This window comes from Streptomyces sp. NPDC006655, from assembly GCF_040703965.1.
Taxonomy (GTDB): Bacteria; Actinomycetota; Actinomycetes; order Streptomycetales; family Streptomycetaceae; genus Streptomyces.
Genome location: NZ_JBEYJU010000044.1, coordinates 39,695 through 53,113, shown reverse-complemented (window position 1 = coordinate 53,113; position 13,419 = coordinate 39,695). Strand labels below are relative to the sequence as shown.

The window sequence follows — 13,419 nt, the reverse complement described above, 5'->3', positions numbered from 1 at the left end:
CATGATGGGGCGGCTCGGATGGCGGTCGAGATCAGGTTCACCGCGGCGTCGGTCGCGAAGGTGCGGTTCGCCGTCTCGCCGCTGGGCGAGACGGTGCTGGCGCTGCGGGTCCTGCTGGGTACGGGCGGGCACGCGGTGCATCGGCCGTGGGTGCGCAGGGCACGGCCGCTCCTGGCAGGTGAGCGCGAGGTGCCGTTGCTGCGGACGCTGATCGCCGGGCCGCTGCCGTCGTTCCTGTTCCCGGCGCCCCAGGAGCGGCTGCCTTCCATGGCGGCGGAGCTGGACCTGCTGCGGGGCACGGAGGAGGCGTTCTTCCGGCGGGAGTACGGCGCCGTCGCGGGCGTACCGGCCGAGGAGGTACCCGGACCGGCACGGGTGCTGCCGCGGCTCGCCGAGGCGCTCCACCGCTGCCACGAGGTGCTGATCGCTCCGCAGTGGGGCCGGATGCGCGCGGTCCTGGAAGCCGACCTCGGCAGGCGGGCGCTCACCCTGGTCGACGGCGGAGTCCAGGCGCTCTTCGCCGAGCTGCACGGGGACGTCGCGTGGGAGGGGGGACAGCTGGTGGTGCACGGCCGGCGCGGCCCGCAGGCGGTCCATACCGTGGACGCCGGCGGGCATGGTCTGGTCCTGCTGCCCAGCGTCTTCAACTGGCCGAACGTGGGCGTCGACAAGTCGCCCGTCACCGCCGCGTCGATCCGCTATCCGGCAGTGGGCGTCGGCTCGCTCTGGGAGCCTCCACCTCAGACGCTCACCGGTCTTGCCCCGGTCCTGGGCCACACCAGGGCGGCGCTGCTCGCCGCTCTGGCGGAACCCATGCCGACGGCGGCCCTCGCCGGCCGGCTGGGCATCACCCCCAGCGCGGTCTCCCAGCACCTGGGCGCGCTGCGCGGGGCGGACCTGGTGTGGACGCAGCGCACCGGCCGTACGGCGCTCCACCTGCGCACGGAGCGAGCGAACCACCTGTTGGGCGTCCCGGGCCACTCGGCCGCGCCGTCTTCCGGCGCTGCCGGGTGAGACACGCGGCCGAGTGCCGGGGCCGTGGGCACCTGATCTCGTCGGAGAGGGGATCTCAAGGAAGGAACCTCAGGGAGGGGATCTCAGGGAGAGGATTTCTCGGGAGCGTGTCGATCGGTGGGGTTCCCGTTCGACGCTTGGGCAGAGGCCCGACCTCCGAAGCGGGTGGTTCGGGTCGCCGACCACGAAGCCGGCCGCCGGCCGCCCCAGGGAGAAAACATGCAGATCCGCGCCCGTATGAGCATGAGTGCCGATGGCTACGTGACCACGCCGAGCGGGTGGCCCGCCCTGACCGCCGACCCCTCGTTCGTCTCCGGCGAAAGCCACGGTATCCGGGAGTTCCTCGACGGTTGCGAGGCGGCGCTGATGGGCCGTACCACCTTCGAACCCGCGCTGACCAACAACCGATGGCCCTGGCCGAACCTCGACGTGTTCGTACTCGGCTCACACCGTCCTGACGGCACCCCCGACCACGTCACCACCGACAGCGACCCGGTACGGCTCCTGGAGAAGCTCCGCTCGGCCAACCGGGGTGGCGACGTCCACCTCATCGGTGGCCCGCGGACGATCGGGACGTTCCACGCCCTCGGCGCACTCGACACCCTCGAACTGGTCGTCCTTCCGATGCTGTTCGGCGGCGGGATGCACCTGACACCCCTGCTCAGCCCCGACACCGCACTGACCCTCCGGCACGAGCGGGCCCTCCCCGGCGGCTCCGTGGAGATCGTCTACTCCTGCCAGGGCAGCCGCACCGCACTCCCCGGCAGGCCCGCCAGCCAACGCTGAGCGGCATCAGAGCCCGCCTGCCTCCCTGAGCAGTGACATGACCATGGGGCGCGGCGTCCGTACCCGCGAGTCCGAACGGTGACAAAATCGCCTTGCGGGAGGGGGCGGCGGTGCTGGGAGGCGCGGGTGGATCTGGACGCTGTCGTCGATGAGCTGTACCGCCTGGCCCCGGGTGACTTCACAGCCGTCCGGGACGAACGGGCGAGGGCCGCGCGGGCGGACGGCGACCGGCAGCTGGCCGAGCGGATCCGCCGGCTGCGCCGCCCGACCCTGGCGGCGTGGGCGAGCAATCTGCTGGTGCGGGAGCAGCCCGAGGAGGCCGAACGGCTGCTCCGGCTCGGTGCGGCGCTGCGGCAGGCCCACCGGGATCTGGACGGCGAACAGCTTCGGGAGCTGTCGGCGCGGCAGCACCAGCTGACCTTCGCCCTGTCCGGGCAGGCCGCCCGGCTGGCAGCCGAGGCCGGGCAGCGCATCAGCGACGAGATCCGCCAGGAGGTCCAGGACACCTTGCACGCGGTGCTCGCCGACCCCGAGACAGCCGCACAGTGGGCCGAGGGACAGCTGACGAAGCCGCTGCGCCTTCCCGCCGGCTTCCCCACGCCCGTGCCCGGGCCCGAACAGACGTCGGCTCCCCGCCGTCGCACCCGGCCGGCCAAGGAGGTGGCCGACCTGGACGCCGCGCGCGCCCGTCGCCAGGAGCGGCAGGCGCGTCTCGACCGGGCCCGGCAGCAGGCCGCGGACGCCGAGCGGGAGCTCCATGCGCGGGAGGGCGAGCTGGCCGCCGTCGAAGAGGAGGGACGACGGGCGGAGGCGGGGGAGCAGCAGGCCGAGCAGCGCGTCGGTGAGCTCTCCCGGCGGCTTCAGGACGCTCGACGTGATCAGCGACGGGCCCGGGACGCCGCCCGGGAGGCCCACGACCGCACCGGGGACGCGGAGCGGGCGGTGCGCGAAGCCCGGCGCCGGGCCAAGGACGCCACCGCACGGGTACGCAAGCTCACCGAACGGCAGACGAACGATCCGTAGCTCCGACCGCCCCCCATCGAAGTACTGTGCCTTCGCATGACCGACACCGACACCGACACCGACACCGACATCGGCACCGGCACCAACATCGGCACCGGCACCAACATCGGCACCGGCACCAACATCGGCACCGGCACCAACATCGACACCGGCACCAACACCAACATCGGCACCGGCACCGAGATCACCGCGGACCTTGTTCGCGACCTGCTGCGGGAGCAACATCCGGATCTGGCCGGGCTGGCCATCCGTGAGGTGGTGGGCGGCTGGGGCAACCAAATGTGGCGTCTCGGGGACGAGTTGGCCGTGCGTATGCAGCGCATGGACTCCTCCCCGGACGCACAGATCAAGGAGCGGCGGTGGCTGCCCGTGCTCGCCCCGCGCCTTCCGCTCCCGGTGCCGACTCCGGTGCGGTTCGGCGAACCGTCCGAGCGTTTCCCCAAGCACTGGACCGTGATGACGTGGGTTCCCGGCGAGCCGCTGGACCACGGCTCGATCAGCCGCGGCGACCACGCGGCCGACACACTGGCGGGCTTCCTGCGGGCGCTCCACGCGGAGGCGCCCGCCGAGGCGCCGATCGCCACGGACCGCGGCGGCCATCCCGGGGACTGCACCGACCGCTTCGAGAACATGCTCAAGGCCGTCGCCCCCGACGACGTCGCGGCCGACGTGCGCGCCGTCTGGGACGACGCCGTGGCGGCCGGGGCGTGGGAGGGCCCGCGGATGTGGGTGCACGGCGACCTCCATCCCGCGAACGTCGTCGTCTCGGACGGAACGCTCTCGGGGATCGTCGACTTCGGCGACCTGTTCGCAGGCGACCCGGCATGGGACCTCGCCGCCGCGTGGGTGCTGCTACCGGCGGGCGCGGCCGCGCGGTTCTTCGCCCGGTACGCGCAGGCGGACGAGGCGGCGATCCGGCGGGCCCGCGGGCTGGCCGCGATGAAGAGCCTCTTCCTGATGCTCATGGGGCGGAACGGGGACCGGGGCCTGCCCGGCGGCAAGCCGCACTGGGGACCCGCCGGCCGGGCGGCACTCGATCGTGTCCTCAAGGGCGTGTGACGCGCGCCGGGTCGGATACTGTCGGCATGCTCCTCGACTTCACGCACGACCACGACGGCGAACGGCTCAGCGGTGTGTACGGGGGTGCACCGTCCGGAGCCACCGCCGTGGTGCTGCACGGCGCGGGCACCAGCAGCAGGGAACGACTGCTGCCGCTGGTACGGGAGTTCGTGGCCCACGGCTGTCGGGGGGTCGCCTTCGACTTCTCCGGTCACGGGCAGAGCACGGGCCGGCTCGGCGAGTTGAGCCTCCGGCGGCGGTTCGAGCAGGCCGTGGCGGTGATCGACGCGTACGCGGGGGCGGATGGGCCGCTGGTCCTGGTGGGATTCAGCATGAGCGGGCAGACGGTGGCGGATCTCGTCCGGCACTACGGGGACCGGGTGGCGGCACTCGGCCTGTGCGCGCCCGCCGTGTACACCGCCGAGGCGTGGGACGTGCCCTTCGGGGACGGCAACGGCCGGTTCAGCGGCCTCATCCGGCAGCCGGACAGCTGGCGCACAGCGCCCGCGCTCGAGATCCTGCGGGCGTACGAGGGGCGGGCGGTGCTCGCCGTTCCCGGCACGGACGCGGTGATCCCGCCCGCGGTGACCGAGGCCGTACAGGACGCGCTGGCCGCCCGCGCCCAGTACACGCGGCTCGACCTTCCGGGCGCACCGCACCAGGTGGGGATGTGGTTCCGCGAGCACGCCGAGGACCGGCGGGAGTTCGTGGCGGCGATGCTCACCGGCCTCGGCGACCGTGGCTGGACGGCCACGCGCGCGTGGGTGGCCAAGCAGCTCGGTCAGGGCCGCTCGGTCACCGACTCCCGCCTGCTGTCCGGTGGCTGGAGCTCCCAGATGGGCCGGCTCACGCTCGACGACGGTACGGAGCTGGTGCAACGGGCCTTCGTGAAGCCGTTCTTCCGGCGGGCGGCACCCGGGCTGCTGGCCCGCGAGGCATCCGTCCTGACCCTGCTCGCCGGACACGAAGGCGTCCCGGCGCCCGGTCTCGTCGCCGTGGACGCCACGGCCGAACACTGCGATCACCCGACCCTGTTGATGTCCGCTCTGCCGGGCCGTGTCCGCGTGGACGAGGACGACCTCGACCGGCGCCTGGATCTGCTCGCGGCCCAACTGGTCCGCGTCCACGACGTCGTACCGTCCGAGAGGCCGCGTACGTACCAGGCATGGACGCCCCCGGAGCGCGTCCGCACCCCGGACGGCGCCCTGTGGGAGCGGGCGTTGGAAGCGATCCGCCGGGACCCGCCGCCGTACGAAGGCCGCTTTCTGCACCGCGACTTCCACCCGGGGAACGTGCTCTTCGCGGGGGCCGGCCCCGAGCTGCGGATCACCGGGGTCGTGGACTGGGTCGAGACCTCGTGGGGACCCGCCGACCTGGACGTGGCGCACTGCTCGACCGCGCTCGCGCTGCTGCACGGGCCGGAGTACGGACTGGCCTTCCGCGAGCGCTACGAGGCCCACGGCGGCCGCGGCCTCGCCGCCGATCCCGACCACCTGTACTGGCGGCTGCTCGACGCCCTGCACTACTGCCCCGACGCGGCGAAGCTGGCCGGTCCGTGGCGTGACCTGGGGCGGCACGATCTGACCTCCGACGTGCTGCGAGACCGGCTGGAGGCGTACGTGGCCGGACTGCTGCGTCGGTACGCAGGTCAGGGACTCTGACGCCGTCTGTTGCTGTCCTGGCGCAGCTGCTCGGTGTGGCCGGTGATGCTGTCGATGCGGGCGGCGAGGTCCGGGCGGGCGGCACGCAGGTGGGGTTCGGCCTCGGTGAGGGGAGGGATGAGGCGGGCGGCGTCGTCGGCGGCGAGAGCGGCATCGATGCGGCGGACGAAGGGACGGGCCGCGGCGGGAAGGTCGGTGAGCGTCGTGATCTGGCCGGCGAGCCGCCGCAGGTCGGCGGCGTTGTCGCGGGCCCACGCGGTGACGGAGCGGTCCCCGGCGCGGCGGTCGCGGGTGGCCCGTACGCGCTCCTCGCCGGTGGTGCCCGCGGCTCCGGGACGCAGCCGCAGATAGCGGCGCTCCGCTGCCTGACGGCTGGCGACCCCGAGGGGGGCCGCGAGGTCGGCCCAGCTGGCACCGGCTTCCCGGGCGGATTCGATCAGGTCCGTCTCCCAGCCCGCGAGCTGTTCGCGTACCTCGCGCAGCAGCAGGAGGGAGGCCAGGACCTGCTCGGGAGCGGGGCCGGTGCCGGGCGGCTCGTCCTCCTGTGCGGTGTGGGCGACGTGCAGGGCCTGGTCGATGGAGCGCAGGGCGGCGGCCGCGGCGAGAAAGGAGGCGGGGCCCGGCCGGTGGCCCTCGGTCGGGCCGCCCTGGTCGGGCCGAGGGGGCTGAGCGGCAGCAGCGGACATGAGATCTCCTCCGTCGGACGTGTCACCCTTTCGACGACACCTTGCTTGTCATCGTTTCGATGACATGTTACAACGGAGTCAGAGCGCATTGGCAGTTCTGCCCAAGCACTTTGGAGGTGTTCAACGATGTTGATGCGCACCGACCCGTTCCGTGAGCTGGACCGTCTCACCCAGCAGCTCTTCGGCACGTCCGGCACCTGGTCGCGGCCCGCCATGATGCCCATGGACGCCTACCGGGAGGGCGACGAATACGTGATCGCCCTGGACCTGCCCGGTGTCTCGCCGGACGCGATCGACATCGACGTCGAACGGAACATGCTGACCGTGAAGGCGGAGCGCCGCCCGGTCGCGAAGGCCGACGCCGTGCAGCTGGAGCTGTCCGAGCGGCCGCTGGGCGTCTTCTCCCGCCAGGTCGTGCTGGCCGACACGCTCGACGTCGACCACATCAAGGCCGACTACGACGCGGGTGTCCTGACCCTGCGGATCCCGATCGCCGAGCGTGCGAAGCCCCGCAAGATCGCGATCGGCTCGGCCGACAGCGGGCGCACCGAGATCAGCGGCTGACCAGCATCGCCCGCACACGCAGAAGCCGCGTCCTGCGCGGCTCCCTCGGAACACGATCAGCATCCCCACAGGAAAGGCAATCCGGCCCCCGATGTTCCCCGAGTCCCGACCGACCCGGCCCGTTCCGGCCATGACGTACCAGCAGATGCTGGAAAGGGTGCGCTACGAAGGCGCGTACCCCACCCGTGAACGGGCCGAGGAGGCCGTCCGCCACGTGCTGGCCGCGCTGGGCCGACAGCTCACCGGCGACGAACGCGTCGAACTGGCCGCCCGGCTGCCCTTCGAAGCGGCCCGGATCTTCACCGCTCAGATCCCCGCCGCTCAACGGCTCACCGGCTGGGGCTTCGTGAAGGACCTGGCCACCCACACCGGTGGCACCCAGGCCACCGCGCGCTGGGACGCCGGCACCGTCCTCGCCGTCGTCAACCAGCTCGCGGGACCCGATCTCATCACCCGTGTCATCGCCCAGCTCCCCTCGGGCTTCGCTCTGCTGTTCGGCAAGGCCGAGCTGACCCAGGCGGCCTGACACCGCAACCACGGGGCACCGGACCTCGACGCCGACGGCGAGAGGTCCGGTGCCCCGGCCGCGCTGCGTCCACCCGGTCAGGGGCCGCCGACAGGCCCGGCGCACCGGTCCGGCCCGCACCAGAGGGCCCGCGCCCGCTCCGACGGCCGCGTCCGCCGCCTCCGAGGCGGCCGCCGTGGAAGTGGAGGCACCGCCAGGCATGATTTCGGATTATCCAGGTACACGCCTTATGGAAGATTCATATCAGTCGGGCGGAGGCTGTCCGATGTCTACCGGAACTCTTCTGGCGATCGTCATTCCTGTCGTGGTGGTCGTGGCCCTGATCGCGTTGGCCGTCGCTCTCCTCTTGCGGCGCCGAAGGCTCCGTGAGCGGTTCGGCCCGGAGTACGAGCGGACGGTCGAAGGGGCCGACAGCAGATTCGCGGCCGAGCGTGAGCTCAGTGAGCGCTCGAAGCGTCATGCGGACCTGGACATCAAGCCGCTCCCGGACAGTGCCCGGGACCGCTTCAGCCGGGACTGGGACAGTGTGCAACAGGAGTTCGTGGACCGCCCGGAAGACGCGGTGCACGACGCGGACCGGCTGGTGACGTCGTTGATGCAGGCACGCGGGTACCCGACCGAGGGCTTCGACCAGCAGATGAAGGACCTGTCGGTCGAGCACGGACGCACCCTGGGGCACTACCGGGCCGCACACGAGATCGACACCCTCAGCATCGGTCACCGGGCCACCACCGAGCAGTTGCGCAGCGCCATGGTGCACTACCGCGCGCTGTTCGACGAGCTGCTCTCCGACGGCGGCCAGACCCGTCACGCCCCGGCCTGAACACGCCGGCGCGCGCACGCACAACCCGAAACCGTCGACGCCCACCCGGGCGCCGCCATCAGCGGCCGGTACGCCGACCGAGGAGAGAAGAGGTCACCGTGATCGCTCTCGGCATCATCCTGCTCATCGTCGGATTCCTCCTGCACATCGGATTCCTCTGGACGATCGGGATCATCCTGCTCGTCATCGGGCTCATCCTGTTCCTCCTCGGCTCCGTGGGACACGCCGTCGGCGGCCGACGCCACTACTGGTAGCCCGTCGCCCGTCCCGCAGGGGCCGACGGGGAGGAATCGACAAACCACTCTCACCCCCCGCCACAGGCCATGCCATGCCCGGCCGCACCGTCAGCATGCTGTACGACGCGGCCGGGCATCCGCTTCAGCAAGACCAGCGGTTCCGGTCGATCAGGAAACGAGCCGTTTCCTGGGGGCCCTGGGGGAGACTGGCGATCTGGTGGCACTGCCGGTAGCGGGCCGCGGGGCAGGGGGGCACGCTGCTTCCTGGGCGGCCATGACCTCGTCGCCGTGCTCGAAGGCCCATGCGCCGAATGCGTCGATGGGAGCCAGCAAGGTCCGTCCCAGAGCGGTGAGCCGGTAGTCCACCCGTGAGGGTGCGCCGGGGGCTGCGTGCCGGTCGACCAGCCCGTTGAACTGCAGCCGGCGCAGAGTCTCGGTGAGGACCTTGGCACTGATGCCTCCGATCCGCTCACGGAGTTCGACCGGGCGCCTGGGGCCGTCGCGCAGTGCCCAGAGGACCACGGCGTTCCAGGTGTTGGAGAGGAGGTCGAAGGCGAGGCGGGCGCGGCAGTCGGCGAGGAAGGCGTCGTTCGTCACGTACCAAATGGTGCCCGAAGGGCCTTCTAGCGTCGGTGTGAACGGTCGAAGCCGGCAGGGAGAGGGACGACGTGATGAGGATCGGCGTACTGGGCACGGGCAACATGGCCGACGCGCTCGCCACCCACTGGGCGCGGGCCGGGCACGACGTGACCATCGGGGGACGGGACGTACACCAGGCGGAGCGGCTCGCGAAGCGCATCGGAGGCGGCGCGAAGCCCGCCGGTCTGCGCGGGGCGGCCGAGTCGGGTCAGATGGTGTTGGCCGCGTTGCCCTTCGGGGCGGGAGCAGCCGTGGCGCGGGACCTGCGCGCGGCGCTGGAGGGCAAGGTACTGCTGGATTGCTCGAACCCGGTGGGGCCGGGCTTCCGGTTGCTGACGGCAGGAGGCCCTTCGGCAGCACAGCACCTTGCCGCGGCAGCCCCCGGAGCCCACGTGGTCAAGGCCTTCAACCTCTGCCACGAGGACGTGTGGCGCATGCGGCCGCCCGTCTTCGACGGGCGGCCCTTGGCCGTTCCGGTCTGCGGGGACGACGAGACGGCCCTCGTGCGGGCACGCGAGTTGGTGCGGGACATGGGCTGCGAACCCGTGGCCGGCGGCGGTCTCGAACGTGCGGGACTCCTCGAAGCGACCGCTGCGCTGTTCATCGCCCTGTGGGTCGGCGAGGGAGCGGACGCGCAGGCAATCGCACCTCCACTGGCGTACGCGGCCGGACCGAGTCCAGTGAATCGGAAGGCGTCGCGGACGCTTTGAGGAAGGTGGACATCCAGCACGACCGCGGTGCCGGCCACCGTTCGGTCCTCATGCATGGTGATCCTCGATTCGAGCAGCGCGGTGACGTCCATGCGGGTCATCGTCGACCACGTCGACCGGGTGTGTCGTCGTCCCGCTCACACTCGTGACGGGCCTGCATGACGTTCCGTTGGTCGACGCGGTCGATCAGGTCGGGCAGGGGCGCCGCACGGGTGCCCGCCCGCGCCTTTGTGGCCGATTGCGGTGGACGAGACGTTGTCGGGTCGGTGAACACGGGTGGGGTACGAGGGGCAGCCGGTGAGGGGGAGGTAATGTGAGGGAGGCTCGAACGACCCTCCGCGCGGCTCGTGTTGGTCACGGTGGCGGGCAGGTCGTCCGTCCGAGCCGTCTGCACGCGACCTGTGAAGATGGAGCTGATCAACGTGTCGACCGGCGGCGGACGGCTGTGGAGCCGAGCCACCCTGACGGCCCTCGTCTGGATGATCGCCCTGTTACCCGGCCCGAGTTACGCGACCCCGGGCGCACCCGGTCCGCGAGACGGCAGGTCGATAGAGCAGATCCACGACGAACTGAACGGCCTCTACCGCGCGGCCGAGGTGGCCACCGAGGCGTACAACACGGCGAACGAGAAGGCGACAGGGCAGGAGCGCCGGCTGGCGTCGCTGCACCGGAGTCTGGCCCGTGCCGAGGACCGGCTGTCCGACCTGCACGACCTGGCGGGTGCGGCGGCCCGCACGCAGTACCGCGGTGGCAGTCTCGACTCCACCGGGATCCAGTTGCTGCTCGGGGACCACCCCGACGACGCCCTGAACGAGGCGGCCCAGGCGCGCCAGGCGATGCGGAACCTGGTCAACGTCTCCGAGGCGCAGCAGACGGCCCGTGCCGAGCTTCGCCGGGGGACCGACGCCGCGGCGGACAAGTTGCGGGAGCTGAGGAACAGCCGGGCGGACAAGGCCGAGTCGAAGCGGAAGATCGAGGAGAAGATCGCCGAGGCCGAGCGGATCGAGGCGGGGCTCAAGAAGGAACAGACCCGCCAACTGGACCAGTTGGAGCAGGAACAGGCACGGGAGGCCAGGTCCAGATGGCACGGCTCCGGTTCCGACGGCGGCACCGGGACCGGAACCGGGTCGGGCGGCGGGGGGACGAAGCCGAGCGGGGCAGCCGCCAAGGCCGTCGCCTTCGCGATGGCGCAGATAGGAAAACCGTACGTGTGGGGTGCCGTGGGACCGTCGTCGTACGACTGCTCGGGACTCACCTCCACGGCCTGGGCGGCGGCCGGGCACCCCATACCCCGTACCTCGCAGGCGCAGTGGCAGGGGCTGACCCGGGTCGGCCTGGCGTCCGCGCGACCGGGAGACCTGATCATCTATTACGACGCCACCCACGTGGGCATGTACATCGGGGACGGGATGATCGTCCACGCCCCCCGGCCCGGACGCACGGTCACGACCGCCCCGGCCGCCTCCATGCCCATCGTCGGTGTGGTCCGACCCGGAGTCTGAGCGGATGACCTCCTCACTGACACCCCGTGACCGGGGAAATCTGCCCGAGCTCAGCGCACCGCCGCTGATCCGGCTCGACGCCTATGTGGCCGAGGACGGGTCGACGGTGGTCAACGGCCATCTCCTGGAGATGGGCGGCATACGACGGCCCAACGAGGCGATCCTCGACGCCGTCGCCATGTTCGCCCGCACCCTGGGTGCCCCGGTCGCGGCCACCGTCATCGACCGCACGGTGATGCAGGTGGCCCGCCTGCGCGTGTACCCCGACGGCTCCAGCCGCACCATCGGCGACGAGGAGGACCTCCCACCCGGGCGCGAACGTACCGCCGCCGAGGAGGCGGCGTTTCCTCCGCTCGCCCGTGTCGAGCGCATCATCCAGCACGCGCAACGCGATGAACTGCACGCCGCGTTCGTCCTCGCCAGCGCGCTGCGGGAGCACCTCACCCTGCGCAGGGGCGCGGAGGACGAACTCGCCCTGGAGGCACGGGCTATCGAGGCGTACCTCGCCTTTCTGCGCGGCGACTACCTGCTCTCCACCATGCTCGCGCTGACCGTGGCGCGCATCCGTTGCCGCACCGACCTCAGCCGGGCGGCACCCGAGGTGGCCCGCGCCACCGCGGCCTGGCAACGGCTGTGGGACGAAGCCCAGATCGCCACCCGAGGACAGGAACTGCTGCACATGTGGGAGCACCTGTCCGCGGCCGGCCTGCTGCTGGAACCGTCCCATCAGGCCATGGCCCAGGCCGTCCGGACCCGACTCGAACGGGGCACGGCGTCCTTGCCGCCCGAGGTCACAGCCAGGGAAGCCCTGCCCCCAGGGGAAGGGCCGGCGGCTCCCGAGGACAAGCCCCTCAAACCCACCCGCCGCGGGCTACGGCGTTTCACCCGCCGTCCTGGCCCGTCCACCGAGTGACCGCTGGTGACCATGGCCTGTGGCCCCGTTGGCGCGGACGCGCGGGGCAAGCCGACGGCGGTCGCGAAGACCCCGCCAAGGCACAGCGCCGCCGGCCCCTGCGAGGAAGGCCTGCCCGCGCTGGCGGCAGTCGTGGACACCACCCTCAAGGCCCTCAAGCCCTCAAGAATCGGGGCATCGACGACGATGACGAGTTCGGCGTGCTGCAGAAGTTGCAGTGACAGTGAGGGGAGACTTTGATGGGCACGTTCGAGGTACCGCTGGACGACGAACGCACTCAGCTCGACGCGTTCGTCGAGGAGTACCGGAGCGCTGTCGAGGCAACCCTCGACGGTCTCACCGAGGAGCAGGCGCGCCGTCGGCTCGTCTCCTCGGCGACGACGTTGCTCGGGCTGCTCAAGCACGTCACCTGGATGCAGCGCATCTGGTTCGAGGAGTGCGTCGGCGGCACGCCCCGACGGGAGCTCGGCCTGGTACAGACCCCGGACGAGTCCTTCCGGCTCGCCGACGCCGACACCGTCGCCTCCGTCACGGCAGCCCACCGTGAGGCCTGCGCGACGGCCCGCGCGGTGGTCGCCGAGCTGTCGCTGGACGCCGTCGTGACCGGCCACCGGGCCGGCCCGCGCACGCTGCGCTGGGTCTACTTGCAGGTCCTGCGCGAGCTGGCCCACCACTGCGGGCACGCCGACATCCTGCGCGAGCAGGTACGCGCCGGATGAGCCCTGACACCACCGTTCAAACGAACTGAACATGCGATCCCCCGGTCAATATGCGTCGGACTCGGAAACAGTGCACCGGCGTCGTAGCGCCGGGCCTACGGTCCCTTCCCGAACCGACACCCAAAGGGGAGGCGCCGTCATGGCGAGTGTGGAAGTGTCACTGAAGGAAATGATGACCGGGACCGAGGGGGCCCTGGGAGCGGCTGTCGTCGACTACACCAGCGGCATGGCTCTGGGGACGCTGGGCGGTGGCAAGGACCTCGACCTGACCATCGCCGCGGCAGGGAACACGGATGTGATCCGCGCCAAGGTGCGCACGATGAGTGAGTTGGGGCTGAAGAGCCGGATCGAGGACATCCTGATCACGCTGGAGAGCCAGTATCACCTCATCCGCCTCATCACCGGCCGCAGCGGCAACGGCTTGTTCCTGTACCTGGTCCTCGACAAGGAGCGCTCGAACCTGGCCATGGCCCGTCACCAGCTCAGGCGGGTCGAGGAACAGCTCGAGGTCTAGGTGTGCCACAAGGCCCGGGGTCTCGTGCGCCCACGATGTGAAGA

The 13,419-nt window shown here is 71.5% G+C and carries 16 protein-coding genes; 14 read left to right on the top strand and 2 right to left on the bottom strand.

Annotation, left to right across the window (positions count from 1 at the left end):
* The first annotated feature begins 18 nt into the window (after positions 1-18).
* The 5 genes from AB0958_RS24860 to AB0958_RS24840 all read left to right on the top strand — a co-directional run bounded on the left by AB0958_RS24860 (position 19) and on the right by AB0958_RS24840 (position 5,543).
* Complete coding sequence (locus tag AB0958_RS24860; RefSeq protein ID WP_366892667.1) at positions 19-1,014, top strand: DUF5937 family protein; 996 nt, start codon at positions 19-21, stop codon at positions 1,012-1,014.
* Between the two features lie 219 nt (positions 1,015-1,233).
* Positions 1,234-1,800: a dihydrofolate reductase family protein gene (locus AB0958_RS24855; protein WP_366892666.1), complete on the top strand. Its 567-nt coding sequence runs from the start codon at positions 1,234-1,236 to the stop codon at positions 1,798-1,800.
* A gap of 126 nt (positions 1,801-1,926) precedes the next feature.
* Positions 1,927-2,823 (top strand): hypothetical protein, encoded by an 897-nt coding sequence (locus tag AB0958_RS24850; protein WP_366892665.1) that lies wholly within the window; start codon positions 1,927-1,929, stop codon positions 2,821-2,823.
* Between the two features lie 36 nt (positions 2,824-2,859).
* Positions 2,860-3,882, top strand: coding sequence for an aminoglycoside phosphotransferase family protein (locus AB0958_RS24845; protein ID WP_366892663.1), 1,023 nt, complete (start codon positions 2,860-2,862; stop codon positions 3,880-3,882).
* A gap of 26 nt (positions 3,883-3,908) precedes the next feature.
* On the top strand, positions 3,909-5,543 hold the full coding sequence (locus AB0958_RS24840) for an alpha/beta fold hydrolase (protein WP_366892662.1): 1,635 nt from the start codon (positions 3,909-3,911) through the stop codon (positions 5,541-5,543).
* Here the strand turns inward: AB0958_RS24840 and AB0958_RS24835 are convergent.
* Positions 5,531-6,229: a type III effector protein gene (locus AB0958_RS24835; protein ID WP_366892661.1), complete on the bottom strand. Its 699-nt coding sequence runs from the start codon at positions 6,227-6,229 to the stop codon at positions 5,531-5,533. The two genes, AB0958_RS24840 and AB0958_RS24835, sit on opposite strands and share 13 nt — an antisense overlap.
* A gap of 126 nt (positions 6,230-6,355) precedes the next feature.
* On the opposite strand from AB0958_RS24835, the gene AB0958_RS24830 reads away from it, so the two are divergent.
* The 4 genes from AB0958_RS24830 to AB0958_RS24815 all read left to right on the top strand — a co-directional run bounded on the left by AB0958_RS24830 (position 6,356) and on the right by AB0958_RS24815 (position 8,396).
* A complete protein-coding gene (locus tag AB0958_RS24830; RefSeq protein WP_366892660.1) occupies positions 6,356-6,793 on the top strand; it encodes an Hsp20/alpha crystallin family protein in 438 nt (145 codons plus the stop codon).
* Between the two features lie 130 nt (positions 6,794-6,923).
* Positions 6,924-7,319, top strand: coding sequence for a DUF2267 domain-containing protein (locus AB0958_RS24825; protein WP_358981998.1), 396 nt, complete (start codon positions 6,924-6,926; stop codon positions 7,317-7,319).
* A gap of 265 nt (positions 7,320-7,584) precedes the next feature.
* Complete coding sequence (locus AB0958_RS24820) at positions 7,585-8,142, top strand: hypothetical protein (RefSeq protein ID WP_366892659.1); 558 nt, start codon at positions 7,585-7,587, stop codon at positions 8,140-8,142.
* A gap of 98 nt (positions 8,143-8,240) precedes the next feature.
* Complete coding sequence (locus AB0958_RS24815) at positions 8,241-8,396, top strand: DUF6131 family protein (RefSeq protein WP_360528736.1); 156 nt, start codon at positions 8,241-8,243, stop codon at positions 8,394-8,396.
* A gap of 150 nt (positions 8,397-8,546) precedes the next feature.
* Here the strand turns inward: AB0958_RS24815 and AB0958_RS24810 are convergent, their stop codons facing one another.
* Positions 8,547-8,975, bottom strand: a complete 429-nt coding sequence (locus tag AB0958_RS24810; RefSeq protein WP_366892657.1) for a helix-turn-helix domain-containing protein — start codon at positions 8,973-8,975, stop codon at positions 8,547-8,549.
* Between the two features lie 74 nt (positions 8,976-9,049).
* Here AB0958_RS24810 and AB0958_RS24805 point away from each other — a divergent pair, with 74 nt between their 5' ends.
* The 5 genes from AB0958_RS24805 (at position 9,050) to AB0958_RS24785 (ending at position 13,375) form a co-directional block, all read left to right on the top strand.
* Entirely contained in the window at positions 9,050-9,727 is a 678-nt protein-coding gene (locus AB0958_RS24805; RefSeq protein ID WP_366892656.1) for an NAD(P)-binding domain-containing protein, read from the top strand.
* A gap of 407 nt (positions 9,728-10,134) precedes the next feature.
* Positions 10,135-11,229, top strand: coding sequence for an NlpC/P60 family protein (locus AB0958_RS24800; RefSeq protein WP_366892655.1), 1,095 nt, complete (start codon positions 10,135-10,137; stop codon positions 11,227-11,229).
* Between the two features lie 4 nt (positions 11,230-11,233).
* The gene (locus tag AB0958_RS24795; protein ID WP_366892653.1) at positions 11,234-12,142 is read left to right on the top strand and encodes a hypothetical protein; all 909 of its coding nucleotides are present in this window, start codon (positions 11,234-11,236) and stop codon (positions 12,140-12,142) included.
* A gap of 239 nt (positions 12,143-12,381) precedes the next feature.
* Entirely contained in the window at positions 12,382-12,861 is a 480-nt protein-coding gene (locus AB0958_RS24790) for a DinB family protein (RefSeq protein WP_366892652.1), read from the top strand.
* A 139-nt stretch (positions 12,862-13,000) separates the two neighbouring features.
* On the top strand, positions 13,001-13,375 hold the full coding sequence (locus AB0958_RS24785) for a hypothetical protein (RefSeq protein WP_358982003.1): 375 nt from the start codon (positions 13,001-13,003) through the stop codon (positions 13,373-13,375).
* Positions 13,376-13,419: the final 44 nt, after the last annotated feature.

Coding starts and splice junctions, on each gene's coding strand:
- AB0958_RS24840 (WP_366892662.1), top strand. CDS start 3,909: ATGCTCCTCGACTTCACGCACGACCACGACGGCGAACGGCTCAGCGGT.
- AB0958_RS24835 (WP_366892661.1), bottom strand. CDS start 6,229: ATGTCCGCTGCTGCCGCTCAGCCCCCTCGGCCCGACCAGGGCGGCCCG.
- AB0958_RS24795 (WP_366892653.1), top strand. CDS start 11,234: ATGACCTCCTCACTGACACCCCGTGACCGGGGAAATCTGCCCGAGCTC.
- AB0958_RS24790 (WP_366892652.1), top strand. CDS start 12,382: ATGGGCACGTTCGAGGTACCGCTGGACGACGAACGCACTCAGCTCGAC.
- AB0958_RS24820 (WP_366892659.1), top strand. CDS start 7,585: ATGTCTACCGGAACTCTTCTGGCGATCGTCATTCCTGTCGTGGTGGTC.
- AB0958_RS24800 (WP_366892655.1), top strand. CDS start 10,135: ATGGAGCTGATCAACGTGTCGACCGGCGGCGGACGGCTGTGGAGCCGA.
- AB0958_RS24785 (WP_358982003.1), top strand. CDS start 13,001: ATGGCGAGTGTGGAAGTGTCACTGAAGGAAATGATGACCGGGACCGAG.
- AB0958_RS24830 (WP_366892660.1), top strand. CDS start 6,356: ATGTTGATGCGCACCGACCCGTTCCGTGAGCTGGACCGTCTCACCCAG.
- AB0958_RS24845 (WP_366892663.1), top strand. CDS start 2,860: ATGACCGACACCGACACCGACACCGACACCGACATCGGCACCGGCACC.
- AB0958_RS24805 (WP_366892656.1), top strand. CDS start 9,050: ATGAGGATCGGCGTACTGGGCACGGGCAACATGGCCGACGCGCTCGCC.
- AB0958_RS24855 (WP_366892666.1), top strand. CDS start 1,234: ATGCAGATCCGCGCCCGTATGAGCATGAGTGCCGATGGCTACGTGACC.
- AB0958_RS24860 (WP_366892667.1), top strand. CDS start 19: ATGGCGGTCGAGATCAGGTTCACCGCGGCGTCGGTCGCGAAGGTGCGG.
- AB0958_RS24825 (WP_358981998.1), top strand. CDS start 6,924: ATGACGTACCAGCAGATGCTGGAAAGGGTGCGCTACGAAGGCGCGTAC.